The following is a 19,113-nucleotide window of genomic DNA, read 5'->3' on the forward strand; positions in this document are numbered from 1 at the left end:
ATAAAAACAAAAGCGCAGCTAGTTAGCTGCGCTTTTAAATAGAGTTTATGCCGATTAATGGGCTTTTGCGTATGCTTCAGCTTGTTGCCATACACGTAGCATATTGCCACTTAAAATCTTTTTGATGTCTTTATCACTATAACCACGGTCCATTAGACCTTGCACTAGGTTAGGGTAGCTAGATACATCTTTTAAGCCAGTAGGTAGAGAGTCGCCTACACCATCGTAATCTGAGCCAATACCCACATAATCGATACCAATTAGCTCAACTACATGGTCAATGTGATCAAGTACTTGTTCTAAGCTTGCAAATGGAAACGGGTTTTTAGCGCGATAAGCAGCATCAAAATCTTTGCTTAGCTTAGTACCGTCTTTTTTCTTTTCAGCCTTTGCTGATTTAAGTTGATCGTACCAAGAGCCTGCTTTTGCTGTAACAAAGCTTGAACCGAAGTTAATTTGAATAACACCACCGTTCTTTTTAAGTGCTAACAGCATGTCGTCATTCATATTACGCTCAAAGCCAGGGGTGTATTTACGCAGTGACGAGTGTGAAGCAATCACGGGTACTTTCGAGATTTCCATCACTTGGTAAAACGCATCATCAGAAATATGTGATACATCAACCAGCATACCAATGTTGTTCATTTCTTTTACCAGCTCTTTACCGAATGGGCTCAGGCCTTTCCACTTACGACGAATATCATAAGATGAATCAGAAATGTGGTTACTTTGCGAGTGAGCTAGCGTGATGTAACGTACGCCACGCTCATAAAAGTGCTTAAGGTTTTTAATGTCGCCTTCGATAGGTGAGCCGTTTTCCATGCCCATAGCAATCGACATTTTACCTTGTTTAAACTGCTCTTTAATATCGGCAGTTGAGTCAGCAATAGCGAATTTACTTGGTGCGCGTTGCACAATCGCTTCCATAGAATCGATTAGCTGATTTGCTAATTGATAGCTTTTACCTTTGCCTTCAAATTCTAGGTTTGCAGGAATGTAAATTGACATGAAAGGAGCGTTCAAACCACCTTGCACAGCACGCGGATAATCAAAATCACCGTCGCTTGTAGCTTTGGTTACGTCAGCCCACTTGTTATGAATACGGTAAGGCACATCGATATGGGTATCGATTAAAATAGTGTCTTTTGCTAGTTTAATGGCTTTATCTGATGCAGTAACCTGATCTGCATTTGCTTGACCAATTAAGGCCAAAGAAACTGCGGCAACCAGTGAGCTTAGTTTTTTCATTTTTTAATGGCTCTTTAAGTTAAAAAGCCATTGTGAAGGGTTACAGTGTAACTTACAAGTTTAGTCGTTAAACGACGCTTGGTACTCTGGGTCAGCTTGTAGAGCAATGAATTCAGCTTTGGATATAATCGTAACTGACTCATGTAACTCAGAAAAAAACACCATGGCTTCACCATTTTTAAGCTGTTGATGAACCTGCGCTACTTTGCTTTCAATGCTAAATTCTTGTTCGCCGTAATCAGTGCCCTCACGTAAAACATAACTTTCGATTAAATTATACAGAGTCTCTTTATCGAGGCGTTCGTGGGGAATGATCATAACTGCTCTTTTTTAACTAATTGTTGAAAATACTCAGGCACAATTCGTTCAAGCCAATATTCGGGCTTAAAAGGGTTTTTACCGCTAATAAATCCGACATGGCCCCCTTGTTCTGAGATGCGCAGCGTAACATGTTCACTCACATCTAAGCTATCTGGCACGGCTTTTATTGATAACATCGGATCATCTTTGGCGTGCACAATCAGCGTAGGTGTTGCAATGCTTTTTAAAAATGGTTTTGCACTCGCTTGCTGATAGTAATCTTCAGCACCGGCAAAGCCATGCAATGGTGCCGTGAGCATATTATCGAATTGCCATAAGTCATCAATCGCCATGAGCTTTTCTGGCGTTAGGCTAATTTGCTGTTCGATTTGTGGTAGCTTTCTTTGCATCGACTTTTTCATACGGTCGAGTAAATACTTTTGATAAATCTTACCTAAGCTTTTACGAATAACTTCGCAAGATGATGACAAGTCAAATGGTGCAGACACAACGGCTGCGCCAGTTAAGTTTGATTTAGTACCTTGCTCACCTAAATACTTTGCCAGTACATTACCACCTAACGAAAAGCCCACGGCAAATAACGGGCGTTTTGGAAACTTGCTCTTCAGGTGGTTGATGAAAAAGCGCAGGTCTTCGGTTTCACCGCTGTGATAAGCACGTGCTAAACGGTTAACTTCGCGCGAGCAGTTTCGAAAATGCATCAATACAACAGCAAAGCCTTGTTGTTTAAGCTTTTTCATCATGCCTTTAGCATAAAAGCTATTTATGTTGCCTTCTAAACCATGCAATACAATAGCGAGGGGGGCTTGCTCGTTATGAGGTGTTGCCCACGCCAGTTCTAAAAAGTCGCCATCTGGAGTATCTATTGTCGATATGTCGTAGCGGGTATTATGAAAAGGGCGAAAAAAGCGCGGCATTATGGTTTGTAAATGGCGATTGCGCATCCACCACGCAGGCTTAAACTCAGGTAACATAGCTGACACTTTCGAAACAAAATAAGCGCCTATTGTAGCAAGTTTTTGCTTTTTGAGAACCGCTACAAGATTTTAGCTAGCTGCAAATAAAAAGCCCCTAAACAATAAATTGGATAGGGGCTTTGTGCGTCGTGCTTAATTCTTACTTAGGAACTTCTGCGTCGTGTATTTTCTTAATAAAGAAACCAACATAGAAAAGGCATAAAACGATAACAACTGCCAAAATGCCGAATGACATAAATAAAACAGGGTCGCTAAAAAAATCTCTGAAGAATACGTTCATGGTTGTGCCTCCTAATGTCTATGGGTTAATCATAGGCTGGCTTGAGGGCGACTGATATGATCCAGATCAAGCTATTTTCCTGATGCTAAATAAGCCGATTTAATAGTTGATTTGGATCAAGTTTATTAGTGTAGGTTGGTTTGAGCGAAGCGAAACCCAACACAATCCATGTAAACCTGTGCTTTTATGAACTCAAACCATCATAAAGCATAATCTCTAAACCTTACTCGCTAACTCACAACTTTCCTATGAACTAATTCACTCATCTAATACTCTTAAAAATAAAACGAGGCGCTTGGGTGTTAAAAAGGAATTACAAAGCATGGATCATCTCAATTACGTTACATGCTGTGCTTTTATTGCTATTTACTCGATATGGAAAGTCTGTGAAACTCCCCGCTGTCGCTGAACCGCCAAAAGTAATCAACGCGTATGTGAGTGTTGATTTAACTTCATTACCTAGCTTGCAGAAAATCCAAGAAAAACCTTCACCTGAGCAAACAGAAGGAATGCCTGAAGAGGCTAAGTCTTTGCCGAAAAAAGAAGAAACTTCGCATAATAGCTCTCAGCAGATAAGTGATACTAAAGTAATTAATCCCACAATAAATGGGACGAAAAAAGTTATCACTGAGATAGTAAAGCCTATTCAGACAGCTGAGAATTCAAAAATAGCCGAAGAGCCTTTTAAAAAGCTCAACCCTTATGCGCCAATCCCACAGCTTAATTTTGAAAATGGTTCTGCTAATGCGTCTTTATTTGGGCAGGATGAAGCCGCTAATGATAAATCGCCTACAGGTAGGGTTACAGTGCCTGCACAATTAACCGTCTCTGATAAAGCAACTGTCGTTTGGCAAAATGGCGATGGCAGCAAGCGTATCGAGGTGCTAAATGGCATGTGTTACGGCATAGATTTTAATTCGGTGTTTGGTAAATCTGGAGTGCCAAGTGGATCGCCCAGACCCTGTGAAGATAAAGAAGCAAAACTATTTAAAGAAATAATGAATAAGTGGAGTAAAAAGTAATAACAAAACACTTTACCTCAACTTAACTTGAGCTTTTAAAGTAGCGTTTTTTGTAATGGATATCGCTATGAACTCACTAGAAAACTATTTATTAAGCCTACAAATCAATTGCTATCACACATCAGTGATACAGGTTTCTCAAGTACAAATGCGTATTTGGCAGTCATTACAAAATAGTTCTAGTTATGCAAATAGCGTAATCGAAGAATTTGAATTAAGCGGACAACCTCTTAGTTATCAACATGCCGCCCTATTTACGCTGGTTTTACAGCAGCTCGGTTATAAAATACAGCCAACAGAAGAAAATACTTTGTCGGTAAGGCATAACCATTTGTTACATGACATTCGTCTTGTCGAGCAGTTAAACTCTAATGAGGCTTAAGTCATGCTTTACCGTATAAAAAGGCACTTAGCCGAAACTAAGTGCCTTGGCTTAACGAAGTTACCAAATCATTTCTACAAATTCTGGGTGATCCACAAATGGGTTGCGGTTACCTTGATGTTCATAAGCAGCTTGGTTACGGTCAAGCTCTAATTGGCTCACTGGATCCTCGTTATGCCACTTTAATAACATAGTAACGACCCAGCTCTCAAAGACCTGATCAGATGAACCATTTAATACAGCGTTACTGTAAGTTGTGTTGTTTTGCCATGAGCCAATCACGTTTTCATAGCGTGTTGCCATATAGAAATAGGCTCTTGCAAAGTCACCTTTAAATTCATCAATAGGTTCAAAAACCGTTCCTGAGTAATTTAATGAGCTAGCAGCGCTGCCTAATTTGCTGCCGTTACTAGAGGTATAGCTTGCACTAGCTACTTCACCAAATGGGTAGTTACTGCGTTTTGAATTGACATAACCATCAGTGGCAAAAATGTGATGTACGTCTGAATTCATTGGCTCAACTGTTCCACCAAACCAACTTTTCGGGAAAGAATGCTCACGGTTGTAGCAATCTGCTTCGCTGTTGTATGTACCACATTGGTCGCTCACAGCAACATAGTTGTAGCTGTCTTGGCCTGCAGGGTTTTCTGAATAACGGTCTAAAATAGAGTTGTCGTTTTCAAAATACTTATCGCGTGAAGCAATATCGTAAAAACTCCAAATCGCGGAATAGCCCTGCGAGTTGTGACCTTTGATAATGTTGTATAGCTCTGTTTTCAGTGCATAACCACTAAGGCCTTGCGTTGTAACATAGTATCCCGTTGGCTCTGTTGGGGTTGTACCACCGCCGTCACCGCCACCTGAGCTATCACCTAAACTAAACGACGTAGCGTCTGAGCTTTGGAAGCTTGCACCACTGGCAAGTACTGTTTGACCGAATGAAAGGCTATAGCTACCGTTACCGTAAGAGCAGCATATGCCATCACCATAGCTATCAAAAATAGTAAAGGTATAGTCACCATCAGTTAAGCATGCTTGCTCACTGTATTGAGTATTTGCTGCATAGCTGCCGCCTGATGCTACTGCACTACCTTGGCTATTGGTGATTTGCCAACTGGTTTCTTCCCCATAATTATCGGTAGTGAGGGTCAAAGATACTTGGTTATCGGCGCAGCTGCCCGTAGGTGGTGGGGTTGAGCCTGTGTTTGGTGCAAAGTTATCTACATAAACGACTTCGCTGCCATCAAAACCAGTTACATCGTAAAAGCGCAGGCCAACATTAATTGATGTGGTCGCAGAGGCTGTGTACTGATAACTGATTTGTTGCCATTGATTCGTTAATGCTGAGTTAGAATAGCCTTGATAGCCATCAACTACTAAGCGAGCTTTTACGCCGCCTTCTGTATGGTAAACCCAAGCAGAAAACTCATAATTTTCACCCGCCACTACCTCTACTAATTGTTGTAAATCGGTATTACTTTGCGTGCCAGTATTAACCACGACTTGTGCTGAGTAATTACCTGAGTAAACCACATTAGTATTAGCGCTAAGACTAATACCGCTATCAATAGTGCTCCAGCTTGCAGGGGTATTTGCTGACCAGCTTTCGAAGCTGGCGTTATTAACATTTGCCAATGCTGAACTTGCTAAACAAAGTAAGCTACTGGCTAGCATATATTTTTTACATGTCCCGTGTGACATTGTATTTTCCTTTTTATATTTTAATAGTTTTTGCTGTTCTCAAAATGAACACAGCGAGTATAGGCTAATTGTCTTATGTTGCAATAATGTTAATTAATAAAAGTTTCTTATTTGGGAATTTTTGCTTTTAACATGTTTTTTTTGGATAAATACCAAATTAATAACTAAATGGAATATCAAAGCAGATTCTATTCTTTTTTAATCGCCTCAGACCTCGTTATTCTTCACGCTCAGATAAACCTTTAAAGCATTTCTATTGGGTCTTTAAAGTCGAAAAAAATGTTCGCGAAATGACAGTAGCAAGTTCGTTTCGCAGTTAACTTTTCAGGGTTACGAGGAATAAATTCATGTTGTTAAGTCAACTAAATGCAGCGGCGAGCCCGCTATCGCAAGAGCAAGTACAAAAGCTGCAAGGCTTAGTGGCTGAACTTAATCCAATTCAGCAAGCGTGGGTAAGTGGTTACTTAGCTGCTAATGCCAACGCAGGTGCATTAACCGGTGGTGTTGCTGCCACTCCAGCTGCAGGTGATGCACCGCCGCTAACTATTTTATACGGCTCGCAAACGGGTAACGCAAAAGGCGTGGCAAGCAAGTTAAAAGAGCAAGCAGAGTCGCGCGGTCTAACTGTTAAGCTAGTAAACATGGCTGACTACAAACCAACTGCCCTGAAAAAAGAAAAATTCATCACGGTTGTTGTTTCAACTTACGGTGAGGGCGAGCCACCAGAAGACGCTGAAAGCCTGCATGAGTTTTTAACAACTAAAAAAGCACCAAAACTAGATGGTGTTAAAGTGGCTGTGATCGGCTTAGGTGATTCAAGCTACGAGTTCTTCTGCCAAACAGCAAAAGATTTTGAAAAGCGTTTTAACAAGCTTGGCGCAGAAACTATTTTCCAGCGTGCTGACCTAGATGTAGATTACGATGATGAAGCAGCTAAGTGGATTGATGGTGCACTTGATGCGTTTGAACCTGATCTTAAAGCGCAGCAGCAAGCAAGTGGTGGTCAAGTTGTGGCGATGCCATTTGGTGCAGCGGCACCAGTAGCAAGCCAATACACCAAGCAAAACCCATTTGCTGCAGAGCTAAGTGTTGTGCAAAAAATTACCGGCCGTGACTCAACTAAAGACGTGCGTCATGTAGAAATCTCATTAGAAGGTTCAGACATCACCTATACACCGGGTGATTCGCTAGGCGTTTACTTCTTAAATGACGAAGCGCTTGTTGATGAAGTACTTACGCTTACACAAATCGATGCATCTAGCACGGTTAAGCTCGGCGACGAAGAGCTAACTATTCGTGATGCATTAATCGAAAAATTAGAATTAACTCAGTCATATCCAGGCTTTGTTGAAAAATATGCAACAGCAACTGGCAACCCTGAATTATTAAAGTTAGTTGAAGATAAAGCGGCAATGCGTGATTACATCGAACCTCGCCAAATCTTCGATATTATTCGTCAAAACCCAGCTCAGCTTGAAGCACAAACCTTAGTAGACTGCTTACGTAAACTACAAGCACGTTTATATTCGATCGCATCTAGCCAAGCAGAAGTTGAAGAAGAAGTTCACTTAACTGTGGGTCTGGTTGAGTTTGATGCATTCGGTAGCGAGCATTTAGGTGGTTGTTCTGGCTATTTAGCACGTCGTGCTGAAGAAGGCTGTAAAGTAAAAGTATTCAGCGAGCATAACGATAACTTCCGTTTACCGGCTAATGATGAAACGCCAATTATCATGGTAGGTCCGGGTACGGGGATTGCCCCATTCCGTGCGTTTTTACAAGAGCGTGATGCCCGTGAAGCAAGCGGTAAAAACTGGTTATTCTTTGGTAACCCACACTTTACTCAAGACTTCTTATACCAAGTAGAAATTCAAGGTTACTTGAAGTCAGGTTTACTGACTAAAGTTGATGTGGCGTTTAGCCGTGATCAAGCAGAAAAAGTATATGTTCAAGACAAACTTCGCAAAAACAGCCAAGAAGTATTTGCTTGGTTAGAAGCGGGTGCTCATTTCTATATTTGTGGTGATGCAAACCGCATGGCGAAAGATGTTCATCAGGCGCTTGTAGACATTATCAAAGAAAATAGCGGCAAAGATGATGAACAAGCTGAGCAATATTTAAAAGATTTACGTAGCGCAAATCGCTATCAGAAAGACGTGTACTAATCACGTTTAAAGCTAACAGCCGTCACTGTAACAAATTTAGGAAATACCATGAGCGAACAAGACAAAAACGTAAAGCTTTCTGATAACGAGCGTTTGAAAAGAGAAAGTAACTTTTTACGTGGCACAATTGAGCAAGATTTAAAAGACGAGATCACCGGTGGTTTCACTGCTGATAACTTCCAACTGATCCGTTTCCACGGCATGTACCAGCAAGATGACCGTGATATTCGCCCTGAGCGCGCTAAACAAAAATTAGAGCCATTACATAATGTTATGTTACGTGCTCGTATGCCTGGCGGTATCATCAAGCCTGAGCAATGGTTAGCGATTGATAAGTTTGCTGAAGAGAAAACCAGCTATGGCAGTATTCGTTTAACCACGCGTCAAACGTTCCAGTTCCATGGTGTGCTTAAGCCAAATATTAAAGGCATGCACCAAATGCTTAATAGCGTGGGTATTGACTCAATTGCAACGGCGGGCGATGTAAACCGAAACGTATTATGTACAACGAACCCTGTTGAATCTGAGCTTCACCAAGAAGCTTACGAGTGGGCAGCGAAGATCTCTGAGCACCTATTACCAAAAACCAAAGCGTACGCTGAAATTTGGTTAAATGGCGAAAAGAGTGAAACCACTGAAGAGCCAATCTTAGGTTCAACTTACTTACCACGTAAGTTTAAAACCACAGTAACAATTCCACCGAACAATGAAGTGGATGTGCATGCGAACGACTTAAACTTTGTGGCAATTGCAGAAAACGGCAAGTTAGTTGGCTTTAACGTGTTAGTGGGTGGTGGTCTTGCGATGACTCACGGTGATACAGCAACGTATCCGCGTAAAGCAGATGACTTTGGTTTTATCCCACTTGAACACACGTTGAAAATTGCTGAGCACGTGGTGTCTGTACAGCGTGATTGGGGTAACCGCTCAAATCGTAAAAATGCGAAAACTAAATACACACTAGACCGTGTAGGTTCTGATGTATTTAAAGCAGAAGTTGAAAAACGTGCCGGTGTTCAATTTGAGCAAAGCCGCCCGTATGAGTTTACTCACCGTGGTGACCGTATCGGTTGGGTTGAAGGTATTGATGGTAAGCATCACTTAACGCTGTTTATCCAAAGTGGCCGTATTTTAGATTACCCAAATCAACCTCTTAAAACAGGCTGCCGTAAAATTGCGGAAATTCACCAAGGTGATTTCCGTATGACTGCAAACCAAAACTTGATCATCGCAGGTGTTCCGGCTGATCAAAAAGCGGTAATCGAAGAGATTGCTCGCAACCATGGCTTAATTGATGACAGCCATACAGAGCAGCGTAAAAACTCAATGGCGTGTGTGGCATTACCAACGTGTCCGTTAGCGATGGCTGAAGCTGAGCGTTATTTACCAAGCTTAATTGAGAAAACTGAAGCGTTATTAGCTAAGCACGGTATCAGCGATGACAACATTATTATGCGTGTTGTGGGTTGTCCGAATGGCTGTGGCCGCGCCATGTTGGCAGAAGCGGGTCTGGTTGGTAAAGGTCCGGGTAAATACAACGTGTACTTAGGTGGTAACCGTGAAGGCACGCGTATTCCTAAATTGTATTTAGAAAATGTTGGCGAAGACGTATACCTAGAGGCATTCGATAAACTTATTGGCCAATGGGCAAGTGAGCGTAATGAAGGCGAGTGTTTTGGTGATTTTGTAATTCGCAAAGGCATTGTTGCTGAAGTTAAAGTTTCAGTAACTGATTTTCACGCATAATTTTATAAGCGACACCGCTTTAAGGTTTGGAATTAACCATGAGTGAATTTAAAAACATCTTAACGATGAGCAAAGAAGACCAAACAGCCATGCTGGCTGATATAAATGGTCTTCTGGCTGATAAAAGCGCAGAAGAGCGTGTTGCATGGGCACTTGAAAACTTACCAAGCACACACTTTTTGTCGTCGAGCTTTGGCATTCAAGCGGCGGTGATGTTGCACTTAGTAACATCGCAGCAGCCAGATATTCCTGTGGTACTGACTGACACTGGTTATTTGTTCCCTGAAACCTATCAGTTCATCGAGCAAATGACGGAGCGACTATCGCTTAATCTTAAAGTTTATAAAGCTGAGCTTAGCCCTGCGTGGCAAGAAGCGAAGTTTGGTAAGCTTTGGGAGCAAGGTGAAGAAGGCATTAAGCAGTACAATCAACTGAATAAAGTTGAGCCAATGACTCGTGCCTTAAACGAGCTGGGTGCAGGTACTTGGTTTAGTGGCTTGCGTCGCGATCAGTCATCTAGCCGAGCTGATAAGCAAATTGTTGAAATCAGCCGAGGGACTGTGAAAGTGTATCCGCTTATTGAGTGGAACAACCGTGACATCTATCAGTATCTAACTAAACATGATTTACCTTATCACCCACTTTGGGAGCAAGGTTATGTGTCGATGGGCGATGTTCATACAACCCGTAAACTTGAACCGGGCATGACAGAAGAAGAGACACGTTTCTTTGGTTTAAACCGTGAATGTGGCTTACATATCGATGGTGATGGTATCTAATCCTAAATTCCTATCAGAATTTTCGTAAAGCGCAACCTAGGTTGCGCTTTTTTTGTGTTATTTATATACAATCTCAGGCTTAATTCTGTGAGAGAAAATTATGAGTCGTGTTGTTGCTTTTTTATTGTTGCTATTTATTGCGCCTTTAGTGCGAGCAGAAACTTTGCAAGTAGCGTTGTATGACACAGATTACCCCCCTTATCACTTTGCTGACAGTGGTCATAAAGGGCTTGTTGATGAGTTATTAATTCGTTTTGCTGAGAAATATAATCATGATATTCAATACATGCTGGTACCAGAAGTGCGTTCACAGCATTTACTTGATGAAGGCAAGGTTGATGTGCGCTTAGAGTCTGAGCAATGGTATCGCGGAAATAAGCAATACTATTGGAGTGATAGTATCGCTGTTGTAGAAGATATTTTAGTGATGCCGAGTGGTTGTCATATTCCAGCAATTGATGAGCTCGGCGGTTATGTGTTAATGGCCCGCTTTGGTTATACCTACCCGCAATTTGAAGCATTGTTTGCTGCTGGCAAGTTGCACCGTGAAGACTTTTACTCTGAAATAGATATGCTGAGCGCTTTAGTTGATATGCAGCAAAATCAACGTGTTGCTGTTATCGCAAAAAACACACTGCAGTGGTATGCCTCAAAAAATAATGCTTTTAAAAAATTCACGGTGAGTGATTACAGTGTTGGTAAGGCGTCGATGCAATTACAGTTTGCTTACAATGAAAAAGGTAAGCGCATGAGCGAGCAATTTAACGAATTTATGAAAAATCTTAAATCATCCGGTGAATTTGCTAAGATTGAGAGTAACTACCAATAATCGGTAAATCGAATGATTAAGCGTTTTTGTTATCTTGCGGTTATGTTGCTACTGACCAGTGTTGCCCTGCTGTTTTATATTAAAAAGCCAGACGGTAAACCTTACCTAGAGCTGAGCATGTTCGAGCGTTACTCAGACAAAGTAAGTGGTGATGTGAGTGATTTTGCTTCGCAAAGTGCCGATACACTTACCAGCCAAGCAAAAAAGCTCACTGAGAAGTTGAGCTTGAGCAAAGACGCAAACTCATCTGTCGTCGTGTATAAATGGCAAGATGAACATGGTCAGTGGCACTATGCTGATACCCCTCACCCTAATTACGTAAGTACTGCGGTAAGTTTAGATCCTAACGACATAACAGTGTTACCCGCAGAGACATTTCAAGCTGATGAAGAGCAACCAGCAACTGCTGAAGCTGACGAAGCATCTTCAGCGCTTGGCGTATACGACCCTAAAAATGTACAAAAGATGATGCAAGACGCTGAGCAGGTAAAACAGCTTATGGAGCAACGTAACAAGCAACTTGAACAGCAGCTCAAAGAGCAAGGTGGAAATTAGCTCTGTTTGTTATGTGCTTTGAGATCGCTTTCCATTTTCATCAGTAAAATAGTGAGATAAATTTTGGTGGGCAAAGAGAATAGCACACCAACAGCAATACACGCTGCGCTGATCATAATGCCATGTATACCCATGCTATCACTTAAGTAATTGCCAGCTAATAAAGAGTGCCCCAATATAATTAGGCAAATGCCTAAAATAATAAAGGTTTTTAAGATTCTAATGATGGTTTGTTCAGTCATACAAGCACCTACACTTTAGCCTTAATTAAAGTGTAGGTGCTGTTGTTATTAACAGGATTGTTCTAAATCAAGCAATTGTTGATTATCTATCCAATTTTACTGGGCCGTTGATGTTATCGATGCTTAAATCACCTGAACCCGCTTCGATAATTGTCAGGCCGAGTGTGTCATCCACATAAATACTGCCAGAGCCATCGGTAATGGTAACCAGCCCTTTGATTTGTCTTACATCTATATCACCAGAGCCATCTTCGATAGTAAGCGCACCAGCCAATGTTTTAATGCTGATACTACCTGATTCATCAATAATACGTGCAGGGCCTTGGCTGTTTTCGATGCGGATATCACCAGAGTCATCTTCAATATCAATACGCCCTTGGCCTTGGTCTATCATAATTGAGCCAGAATCGTCTTCAATGCTGATATTGCCGCTGACATTGCTAATGCGAATATCCCCCGAGTCATCATCAATATTAATAGTGCGACCCCCTTCGATCACAATTGATCCTGAATCATCATCAATGCTGATATCGTTTTGCATTGCACGTATCACGATATCACCTGAGTCATCATCGATATCCAAGTTAAGGGTACTAGGCACAGAGACGATTAAATCAATATGAGGTGATGAGCCACTGTAAAACGATAAGCTACCATTATTGAGCTTACTGATAAGCTCTGCGGTGTCGCCGTGCTTTTCGAGGGTTAGTGTATAAGTTTCATCGCCTTTAGCCGCATAGATATTAGCATTCACTGTGATAGCCGTGGCGTTGCTGTCGCCTTTGATGATCAGTGAACCTGCTTCGGCATCAATTTTTAGCTCGTTTAAATTGACAGCCGACACGCTTAAGTCTTGTTGCTTTTGTTCTGCGATTTGACCCGGAGAGACATGAATAACACAGCCCGTTAATAATAAACTTGATGAGATGGCCGTTGCGCAAATTGCGCGTTTGAATGATGCAATAGTCATAGGGATTCCAAAAATTATTGTGATTGTTATCTGGTTAGCATTTGCAAACTACGGTCCAATTTTAACATGCTGATTTTTATGTGCTTTTCATTTTTTGTAAGTAAGTGTGTTGGTCTAAACTGCAATTTATACCAATTCGCTTAATTAAGTGGTCTATTTTGAGGCAATAAAACCTCGTTGATAACAAGGCAAAAATTTCGTTATTTAGTTGTTCTAAATCAGAAATTTTTAACGCAGGTAGCGACAGGTTTAATCCCTCAAAATGATTAAGTATTATTGCGGATTGGTATTGTTAGTGTTTTAAACAAAAAAGGGGCTGAAAATTCAGCCCCTTAGTTAACTTAACAGCTATTACTGCTCAGCCAGCATATTACGCAGTACATACTGTAAAATACCGCCGTGTTTGTAGTAATCCCACTCTTTCGGGGTATCTATACGCACATCAACACTAAAGCTAATTTGTTTGCCTTCACTGTTAGTGGCAATCACACTGACTTCATTGGTTTTGTCGTATAGGCCTTCAAAGTCGAATGATTCTTGGCCGGTTAGACCCAGTGACTCATAGCTTTCACCTTCTTTAAATTGTAGGGGTAAAACACCCATGCCAATCAGGTTTGAACGGTGAATACGCTCATAGCTTTGTGCAATAACGGCTTTAACACCAAGTAAAAGTGAGCCTTTAGCAGCCCAGTCACGTGATGAACCTGTACCATATTCCGCGCCTGCTAAAATGATCAGTGGCGTGCCATCTTGCTGATATTGCATCGCTGCATCATAAATGCTGGCAAGCTCATCGCTTGGCTGCATACGGGTTACACCGCCCTCGGTACCCGGTGCTAATAGATTACGTAAACGCACATTCGCAAAGGTACCGCGCATCATTACTTCGTGGTTACCACGGCGCGAACCGTACGAGTTAAATTGTGCTTTTTGTACACCGTGCTCTTGCAAGTAAAGACCTGCTGGCGCATCCGCTTTAATCGCACCTGCTGGCGAGATGTGGTCAGTGGTAACTGAGTCACCTAATTTTGCTAAACAGCGTGCACCACTAATGCTAGGAATGCCAGGAGGCTCAATTTCCATACCATCAAAGAATGGCGCTTTTTTGATGTAGGTTGACGCATCATCCCAATCATAAAGTTTGCCATCAGGAATTTGAATTTTCTGCCAACGATCATCACCTTGATATACGTTGCCATAGCTTGATGCGAACATTTCTTTGGTTACAGTTTCGCGGACGAGTTCGTTCACTTCACTAACACTTGGCCAGATATTTTTTAGATAAATGTCATTACCATTAGGGTCTTGCGCAAGCGGCTCGTTATAAACGTCTATATCTGTACGACCCGCAATTGCGTATGCAACCACAAGAGGTGGTGACGCTAAGAAGTTCATTTTCACATCTTGGTGAATACGCCCTTCAAAGTTACGGTTACCCGATAAAATAGAGCTTACAACCAGTTTATGCTTTTGAATTGCATCGGTGATTTCATCAGCTAGTGGGCCTGAGTTACCGATACAGGTTGTACAACCATAACCGACAAGGTTAAAGCCTAATGAATCTAAATCATCCATTAAGTCGGCTTTTTTCAAGTAATCAGTCACCACTTGTGAGCCTGGAGCAAGTGAGGTTTTAACCCATGGTTTAACCCTTAAGCCCAGTTGCTTAGCTTTTTTAGCCACTAGGCCAGCTGCTAAAATAACACTTGGGTTTGAAGTGTTTGTACAACTTGTAATTGCAGCGATGACACAAGCGCCATCATTAAGCTCAAACTCTTCGCCTTTAAAGTTAACCTTAGCTGCGCCCATAAACTGAGCTTCGTTCACTGGCTCATCAGGGTTAGTTGTTGGGCCTTCATCTTCAATGCGCGCCTCTTGAGCATCGCTTTTATCGCGATGTTGCATACGCTCTTCTTGAAAGCCTTTTAAGTGCTCACCAATAATGCTACCTGCTTTATCAAGGGCGATTCTATCTTGCGGGCGCTTAGGTCCAGCAAGGCTTGGCACAACATCATCAAGTGATAGCTCTAGTGTGTCGGTATAATGAGCTTCATCGCCAGGATTACGCCATAAACCTTGGTGCTTAGCATAGTCCTCGATGAGTTTGAGTTGTTTGTCATCGCGGTTAGTTAAACGTAGGTAGTTAATGGTTTCATCATCAATTGGGAAAATACCGCAGGTTGCACCATACTCAGGCGCCATGTTTGCGATAGTTGCACGGTCTGCAAGCGGTAAATCAGCAAGACCATCACCATAAAACTCAACAAATTTACCCACTACGCCATGGTTACGCAGCATTTCTGTTACGGTTAGTACCAGGTCTGTTGCAGTTGTGCCTTCTGGCAGGCGACCATTGAGCTTAAAGCCAACGACCTGTGGAATGAGTAAACTGATCGGTTGACCAAGCATTGCGGCTTCGGCTTCAATACCACCCACACCCCAGCCTAATACCCCAAGACCATTGATCATGGTGGTGTGCGAATCGGTTCCGACTAGGGTATCTGGGTAGGCGAGTGATTTACCATTTTTACTATCGTTAAATACCACGCGGGCTAAATATTCTAAGTTAACTTGGTGTACGATGCCAGTTGCTGGTGGCACGACTTTCAAGTTATCGAAGGCAGTTTGCCCCCAGCGTAAAAATTCGTAACGCTCTTTGTTGCGCTCATATTCAAGTTTCGCATTTAAGTCGAATGAGCCATCTTCACCGTAGCCGTCAACTTGCACTGAGTGGTCAATAACAAGCTCAGCAGGTGACAGCGGATTAATTTTTGCAGGGTCGCCGCCAAGTTTTCCCATGGCATCACGCATCGCGGCTAAATCGACAATGGCGGGTACGCCGGTAAAATCTTGCATTACAACGCGAGCAGGCGTAAACGCTACTTCTGCTGATGGTTTCGCTTGAGGGTCCCAGTTTAGTAAAGCATCGATATCTTGCTTTTTAATATTAACGCCATCTTCATTGCGCAACAGGTTTTCAAGTAAGATTTTTAGAGAGAATGGCAGACGTTTTGCTTTGTCGCCTAAACCTTGTAAAGAGTGAATATGATATTGCTCACCATTAATCGTAAGCTGTTTTTGGGTATCAAAACTGTTATTCATTATTTGCCCCTGTGGTTTGAGCAAGCAATTTGGCTTGCTTTGTTGTTTCCTTTTCGAAATAGACACAGTGTTATTGCAAACTTAATACCAGCTGAGAAATTCATCTAGCTGATGAAAAAATATGCTACCTAATATAGTTGCTGCTGATGTGATTTATTTCAAGGGAAGGAGGCAGATAAAAAGGGTAGTCACTTTAAACTACCCTCAGAAATAAGTGCTTTTAGTTAAGCCAGTTTTGTTGTTTACCTTTATGGCTAATAAACAGTAATAGTAAACCAATAACGATCACACACAATGGCATTGCTAATGCGCTAGTACCAAACATAGCAAGGCTATCTATCACCACAAAATTATAATATTGCTGGACTAATACGGCGATAAACGAGATTAAAAATAACTCGCGCGCAAGGGCTTTTTTTGCCAGTAATAAGATGCTCGCGAAGCTTGCTGAAAACACGGCTATCGCAAAGGCAGCCGTTGACCAGAGCGGTATGTCGCGGTATGCGGCTTGTTGTGCTTCGGGGAGTTGGTTAATCATTTCGGGTGTGATCAACAGTTGCATTACGAACGCAATGACACCTAAAAGATTCCATACAAGGGCTGCCCAAGCAAGTGGCTTGAGCCAAGCTGGAGGGTTCATAAATCACCTTTTATTGTTGTTATAATCGCATTCAATTAAAGGTGATTTATGCTAACTAAGCAAGCTCTAGTTAACCAAACGAGATAGGGCGGCGACCGGTTTTTTCGTCTACTTTTGGCTTTTTAGTACGTTTACGCTTTGATTTTTTTGGCGCTTCTTCAGCGCTTTGTGGTTGTGCTTTTTGTACAGGTTCCGGTGGGCGAGGATTTGGTGTTGCATCTTCGCTTAGTGTCAGTTGGAACAACTCACCATCGAATGCCAATACGTCACCACTGTATAATTTTTTCCGTTTTATTGTACAAATTTCATAGTTAACCCCAACATAACCTTCACCAATTAAGGCTTTTGCTTGGCCGCCTGTTTCGACTAGGTCGAGCACTTTTAGCAAGTTGCATAACTCTATTGGCTCTTCTTCTAGTTCAATTTCGATGAAATCTTCGTTCATGTTGGTCTCTCTTAATTCAATCGCAGCCATTATAAAGCCTAGCACTCAATTGAACCAAGATTAAATTTTTAAGCTCTTCAAGCGGTTAAAATTTGCAGCAATAAATAATCTGACATTTTTATAAACAGTAAAAAAACTGCAGTATTTACTGGGTACACTGCGCGCGTTTGGAATTGGTGTACAAATTGCTAAATGCATGTCCGTTTCATTTTTTATTCGTTCAGGAGAAGTTGTAATGGGCGTAAGATCAGCGCTAAGAAAAGAGTTAATGGGTTTGCAAGATTCGTCATTGCTTGCTGCAGATGATGTGCGAGCTTTGTTAACGCAAACAATTAAGTCTCAGCCTGAAAAATCAGAACAAGGTTTTGCGTTAATTTCGCGCTTTAATGATAACCATAGCCAGTTAAGTTCAGGTGAAACAAATAAAGAAAAGCTGCTTCAGCATCAAACTCACCGTCTATTTAAAGATATTCTATATACCCGTCAAAGTGTTAATAGTTGGCTAAAAAAACATCTTAATTGATTTATTGTTTTTCTCACTTTAGACTACATATGTAATCTAAAGTGAGAAAGAACATGAAAAGGATAATTTCAGCAGCCATACTTTTAATTTTGGCAGGTTGTCAGCAAGCTACAGTCTACGTATATACAGAAAACCTTGAACAGTCGCAGTTGCAATCATTAGAGCAAGCATTAAATAAACAAAGCTTACCCTATGAATATACCCAGCTTCCTGTGCCAAGAGAGTTTACTGATGCAACCTTAATGCTATCGAGCGATAAAATTCTTACTCATGAAGCCGAGCAACTAGCTGAAATTATGCAGGGATTAGGTTATCAAGCTGAAATTAAGTACACCACAGATGCCAATCACTTTTACAATCATGGCAATATTGGCTTTTACTTAAGAGCTAAAAATACCACCACCAGTTTTACTATGCCGGCTCGTGTACTCACCACTGGGTGCGTTGAAGACAAGTATAATGATCTTGCAGTTACATTTAATGATAAGCAGGCGCACTTTACCCTTACAAGTGGTAGAAAAGTCTCCCTAGATTGGGATTATTTATATGGCTACCTAGTCATTTATTATAAAAATTATTCGCAAACATACAGTCATTTAACGCCAGAAGTGAGCACTCCTTTTGGTATGAAACCATCAGATACTTACCGTTACACGGCACGTGTTAATAGCCCAAGTTGGTTAAATTGCTCATTACAAATTGTGTATATGGACTAGCTTCGCGACTCAAGGTAATTACTAAGCTTAGTAATACGCTCACTCATGCCTTCGATTATGCGATCTTTAATTTTTTCACGGATTACATTAGGTAAGCGAGTGAGTGCTTCAGGGGAAATAGCTAACAAAATGGTATCGACTCTAGCGCGTGCGCTGGTACTGTGCTCTCGGTTATTGATAAAAGCACCTTCACCGATAAATTCACCAGGCTCAATGGTGCCAAGTTCGAGTAAATGACTTTGTTTGAATACCATCAGTGAGCCGCTTAGCACGATATAAAGCCGTTTATCAGCATCGTATTGTTTAAAAACAGCCCGGCCTTGTTTGACCAAATACAAATGACTGAATGACTCTAATAACACTTGTCGTTCACTGAGAGTAAACTCTCTAAAGAACGACAATCTGTTAATAATTTCCATTTGTTTAATTAGTGGAATGTGCTCGATTAACTTCATTGACTCACATAGGTATAG

The 19,113-nt window shown here is 41.5% G+C and carries 20 protein-coding genes; 9 read left to right on the forward strand and 11 right to left on the reverse strand.

What is annotated here, in order from left to right; genetic code table 11:
* Window positions 1-54 precede the first annotated feature (54 nt).
* The 4 genes from NFU46_RS18550 to NFU46_RS18565 all read right to left on the reverse strand — a co-directional run bounded on the left by NFU46_RS18550 (window position 55) and on the right by NFU46_RS18565 (window position 2,826).
* Complete coding sequence (locus tag NFU46_RS18550; RefSeq protein ID WP_054563921.1) at window positions 55-1,248, reverse strand: dipeptidase; 1,194 nt, start codon at window positions 1,246-1,248, stop codon at window positions 55-57.
* Between the two features lie 60 nt (window positions 1,249-1,308).
* Window positions 1,309-1,566, reverse strand: coding sequence for a YheU family protein (locus tag NFU46_RS18555; RefSeq protein ID WP_054554495.1), 258 nt, complete (start codon window positions 1,564-1,566; stop codon window positions 1,309-1,311).
* Complete coding sequence (locus tag NFU46_RS18560; RefSeq protein WP_251603920.1) at window positions 1,563-2,543, reverse strand: hydrolase; 981 nt, start codon at window positions 2,541-2,543, stop codon at window positions 1,563-1,565. The genes NFU46_RS18555 and NFU46_RS18560 overlap by 4 nt, the downstream gene beginning before the upstream one ends.
* A gap of 142 nt (window positions 2,544-2,685) precedes the next feature.
* On the reverse strand, window positions 2,686-2,826 hold the full coding sequence (locus NFU46_RS18565) for a DUF3149 domain-containing protein (protein ID WP_119852677.1): 141 nt from the start codon (window positions 2,824-2,826) through the stop codon (window positions 2,686-2,688).
* 386 nt (window positions 2,827-3,212) lie between these two features.
* On the opposite strand from NFU46_RS18565, the gene NFU46_RS18570 reads away from it, so the two are divergent.
* Together NFU46_RS18570 and NFU46_RS18575 are read left to right on the forward strand one after the other, a co-directional pair.
* The gene (locus NFU46_RS18570) at window positions 3,213-3,848 is read left to right on the forward strand and encodes a hypothetical protein (RefSeq protein WP_251603923.1); all 636 of its coding nucleotides are present in this window, start codon (window positions 3,213-3,215) and stop codon (window positions 3,846-3,848) included.
* Window positions 3,849-3,915: 67 nt separating this feature from the next.
* Entirely contained in the window at window positions 3,916-4,230 is a 315-nt protein-coding gene (locus NFU46_RS18575) for a hypothetical protein (protein ID WP_251603926.1), read from the forward strand.
* 60 nt (window positions 4,231-4,290) lie between these two features.
* Here the strand turns inward: NFU46_RS18575 and NFU46_RS18580 are convergent, their stop codons facing one another.
* A complete protein-coding gene (locus NFU46_RS18580) occupies window positions 4,291-5,931 on the reverse strand; it encodes an endonuclease (RefSeq protein WP_251603929.1) in 1,641 nt (546 codons plus the stop codon).
* Window positions 5,932-6,278: 347 nt separating this feature from the next.
* On the opposite strand from NFU46_RS18580, the gene NFU46_RS18585 reads away from it, so the two are divergent.
* The 5 genes from NFU46_RS18585 (at window position 6,279) to NFU46_RS18605 (ending at window position 12,002) form a co-directional block, all read left to right on the forward strand.
* Window positions 6,279-8,093 (forward strand): assimilatory sulfite reductase (NADPH) flavoprotein subunit, encoded by a 1,815-nt coding sequence (locus NFU46_RS18585; RefSeq protein WP_251603932.1) that lies wholly within the window; start codon window positions 6,279-6,281, stop codon window positions 8,091-8,093.
* 48 nt (window positions 8,094-8,141) lie between these two features.
* Entirely contained in the window at window positions 8,142-9,839 is a 1,698-nt protein-coding gene (gene cysI, locus NFU46_RS18590; protein WP_251603935.1) for an assimilatory sulfite reductase (NADPH) hemoprotein subunit, read from the forward strand.
* Between the two features lie 38 nt (window positions 9,840-9,877).
* Window positions 9,878-10,618, forward strand: a complete 741-nt coding sequence (locus NFU46_RS18595) for a phosphoadenylyl-sulfate reductase (protein ID WP_062566680.1) — start codon at window positions 9,878-9,880, stop codon at window positions 10,616-10,618.
* A 100-nt stretch (window positions 10,619-10,718) separates the two neighbouring features.
* On the forward strand, window positions 10,719-11,447 hold the full coding sequence (locus NFU46_RS18600; protein ID WP_251603938.1) for an ABC transporter substrate-binding protein: 729 nt from the start codon (window positions 10,719-10,721) through the stop codon (window positions 11,445-11,447).
* A gap of 12 nt (window positions 11,448-11,459) precedes the next feature.
* The gene (locus NFU46_RS18605; protein ID WP_251603940.1) at window positions 11,460-12,002 is read left to right on the forward strand and encodes a DUF4124 domain-containing protein; all 543 of its coding nucleotides are present in this window, start codon (window positions 11,460-11,462) and stop codon (window positions 12,000-12,002) included.
* Here NFU46_RS18605 and NFU46_RS18610 read toward each other — a convergent pair.
* From NFU46_RS18610 to NFU46_RS18630, 5 genes are all read right to left on the reverse strand, one after another.
* Entirely contained in the window at window positions 11,999-12,244 is a 246-nt protein-coding gene (locus tag NFU46_RS18610) for a hypothetical protein (protein WP_058584005.1), read from the reverse strand. The genes NFU46_RS18605 and NFU46_RS18610 overlap by 4 nt on opposite strands.
* Window positions 12,245-12,326: 82 nt before the next feature.
* The gene (locus NFU46_RS18615) at window positions 12,327-13,214 is read right to left on the reverse strand and encodes a DUF4097 domain-containing protein (RefSeq protein ID WP_251603943.1); all 888 of its coding nucleotides are present in this window, start codon (window positions 13,212-13,214) and stop codon (window positions 12,327-12,329) included.
* A 351-nt stretch (window positions 13,215-13,565) separates the two neighbouring features.
* The gene (gene acnA, locus NFU46_RS18620; RefSeq protein ID WP_251603947.1) at window positions 13,566-16,316 is read right to left on the reverse strand and encodes an aconitate hydratase AcnA; all 2,751 of its coding nucleotides are present in this window, start codon (window positions 16,314-16,316) and stop codon (window positions 13,566-13,568) included.
* 220 nt (window positions 16,317-16,536) lie between these two features.
* The gene (locus tag NFU46_RS18625; protein ID WP_251603950.1) at window positions 16,537-16,956 is read right to left on the reverse strand and encodes a hypothetical protein; all 420 of its coding nucleotides are present in this window, start codon (window positions 16,954-16,956) and stop codon (window positions 16,537-16,539) included.
* Window positions 16,957-17,026: 70 nt separating this feature from the next.
* Entirely contained in the window at window positions 17,027-17,401 is a 375-nt protein-coding gene (locus NFU46_RS18630) for an RNA-binding S4 domain-containing protein (RefSeq protein ID WP_054563502.1), read from the reverse strand.
* Between the two features lie 235 nt (window positions 17,402-17,636).
* Between NFU46_RS18630 and NFU46_RS18635 the strand changes: the two genes are divergently transcribed.
* Together NFU46_RS18635 and NFU46_RS18640 are read left to right on the forward strand one after the other, a co-directional pair.
* Window positions 17,637-17,924 (forward strand): hypothetical protein, encoded by a 288-nt coding sequence (locus NFU46_RS18635; RefSeq protein WP_062566674.1) that lies wholly within the window; start codon window positions 17,637-17,639, stop codon window positions 17,922-17,924.
* A gap of 53 nt (window positions 17,925-17,977) precedes the next feature.
* A complete protein-coding gene (locus tag NFU46_RS18640; protein ID WP_251603953.1) occupies window positions 17,978-18,640 on the forward strand; it encodes a hypothetical protein in 663 nt (220 codons plus the stop codon).
* Here the strand turns inward: NFU46_RS18640 and NFU46_RS18645 are convergent.
* Window positions 18,637-19,095: a cyclic nucleotide-binding domain-containing protein gene (locus NFU46_RS18645; RefSeq protein WP_054563446.1), complete on the reverse strand. Its 459-nt coding sequence runs from the start codon at window positions 19,093-19,095 to the stop codon at window positions 18,637-18,639. The two genes, NFU46_RS18640 and NFU46_RS18645, sit on opposite strands and share 4 nt — an antisense overlap.
* Window positions 19,096-19,113: the final 18 nt, after the last annotated feature.

This window comes from Pseudoalteromonas sp. NCCP-2140 (assembly GCF_023708065.1).
Classification (GTDB): domain Bacteria; phylum Pseudomonadota; class Gammaproteobacteria; order Enterobacterales; family Alteromonadaceae; genus Pseudoalteromonas.

Excerpts from the sequence above, each read along its gene's own strand:
- NFU46_RS18560 (WP_251603920.1), bottom strand. The coding sequence starts at position 2,543 with ATGTTACCTGAGTTTAAGCCTGCGTGGTGGATGCGCAATCGCCATTTA.
- NFU46_RS18585 (WP_251603932.1), top strand. The coding sequence starts at position 6,279 with ATGTTGTTAAGTCAACTAAATGCAGCGGCGAGCCCGCTATCGCAAGAG.
- NFU46_RS18595 (WP_062566680.1), top strand. The coding sequence starts at position 9,878 with ATGAGTGAATTTAAAAACATCTTAACGATGAGCAAAGAAGACCAAACA.
- NFU46_RS18555 (WP_054554495.1), bottom strand. The coding sequence starts at position 1,566 with ATGATCATTCCCCACGAACGCCTCGATAAAGAGACTCTGTATAATTTA.
- NFU46_RS18605 (WP_251603940.1), top strand. The coding sequence starts at position 11,460 with ATGATTAAGCGTTTTTGTTATCTTGCGGTTATGTTGCTACTGACCAGT.
- NFU46_RS18580 (WP_251603929.1), bottom strand. The coding sequence starts at position 5,931 with ATGTCACACGGGACATGTAAAAAATATATGCTAGCCAGTAGCTTACTT.
- NFU46_RS18640 (WP_251603953.1), top strand. The coding sequence starts at position 17,978 with ATGAAAAGGATAATTTCAGCAGCCATACTTTTAATTTTGGCAGGTTGT.
- NFU46_RS18645 (WP_054563446.1), bottom strand. The coding sequence starts at position 19,095 with ATGAAGTTAATCGAGCACATTCCACTAATTAAACAAATGGAAATTATT.
- NFU46_RS18575 (WP_251603926.1), top strand. The coding sequence starts at position 3,916 with ATGAACTCACTAGAAAACTATTTATTAAGCCTACAAATCAATTGCTAT.
- NFU46_RS18635 (WP_062566674.1), top strand. The coding sequence starts at position 17,637 with ATGGGCGTAAGATCAGCGCTAAGAAAAGAGTTAATGGGTTTGCAAGAT.
- NFU46_RS18615 (WP_251603943.1), bottom strand. The coding sequence starts at position 13,214 with ATGACTATTGCATCATTCAAACGCGCAATTTGCGCAACGGCCATCTCA.
- cysI (WP_251603935.1), top strand. The coding sequence starts at position 8,142 with ATGAGCGAACAAGACAAAAACGTAAAGCTTTCTGATAACGAGCGTTTG.
- NFU46_RS18625 (WP_251603950.1), bottom strand. The coding sequence starts at position 16,956 with ATGAACCCTCCAGCTTGGCTCAAGCCACTTGCTTGGGCAGCCCTTGTA.
- NFU46_RS18550 (WP_054563921.1), bottom strand. The coding sequence starts at position 1,248 with ATGAAAAAACTAAGCTCACTGGTTGCCGCAGTTTCTTTGGCCTTAATT.
- NFU46_RS18565 (WP_119852677.1), bottom strand. The coding sequence starts at position 2,826 with ATGAACGTATTCTTCAGAGATTTTTTTAGCGACCCTGTTTTATTTATG.
- NFU46_RS18610 (WP_058584005.1), bottom strand. The coding sequence starts at position 12,244 with ATGACTGAACAAACCATCATTAGAATCTTAAAAACCTTTATTATTTTA.
- NFU46_RS18630 (WP_054563502.1), bottom strand. The coding sequence starts at position 17,401 with ATGAACGAAGATTTCATCGAAATTGAACTAGAAGAAGAGCCAATAGAG.
- acnA (WP_251603947.1), bottom strand. The coding sequence starts at position 16,316 with ATGAATAACAGTTTTGATACCCAAAAACAGCTTACGATTAATGGTGAG.
- NFU46_RS18600 (WP_251603938.1), top strand. The coding sequence starts at position 10,719 with ATGAGTCGTGTTGTTGCTTTTTTATTGTTGCTATTTATTGCGCCTTTA.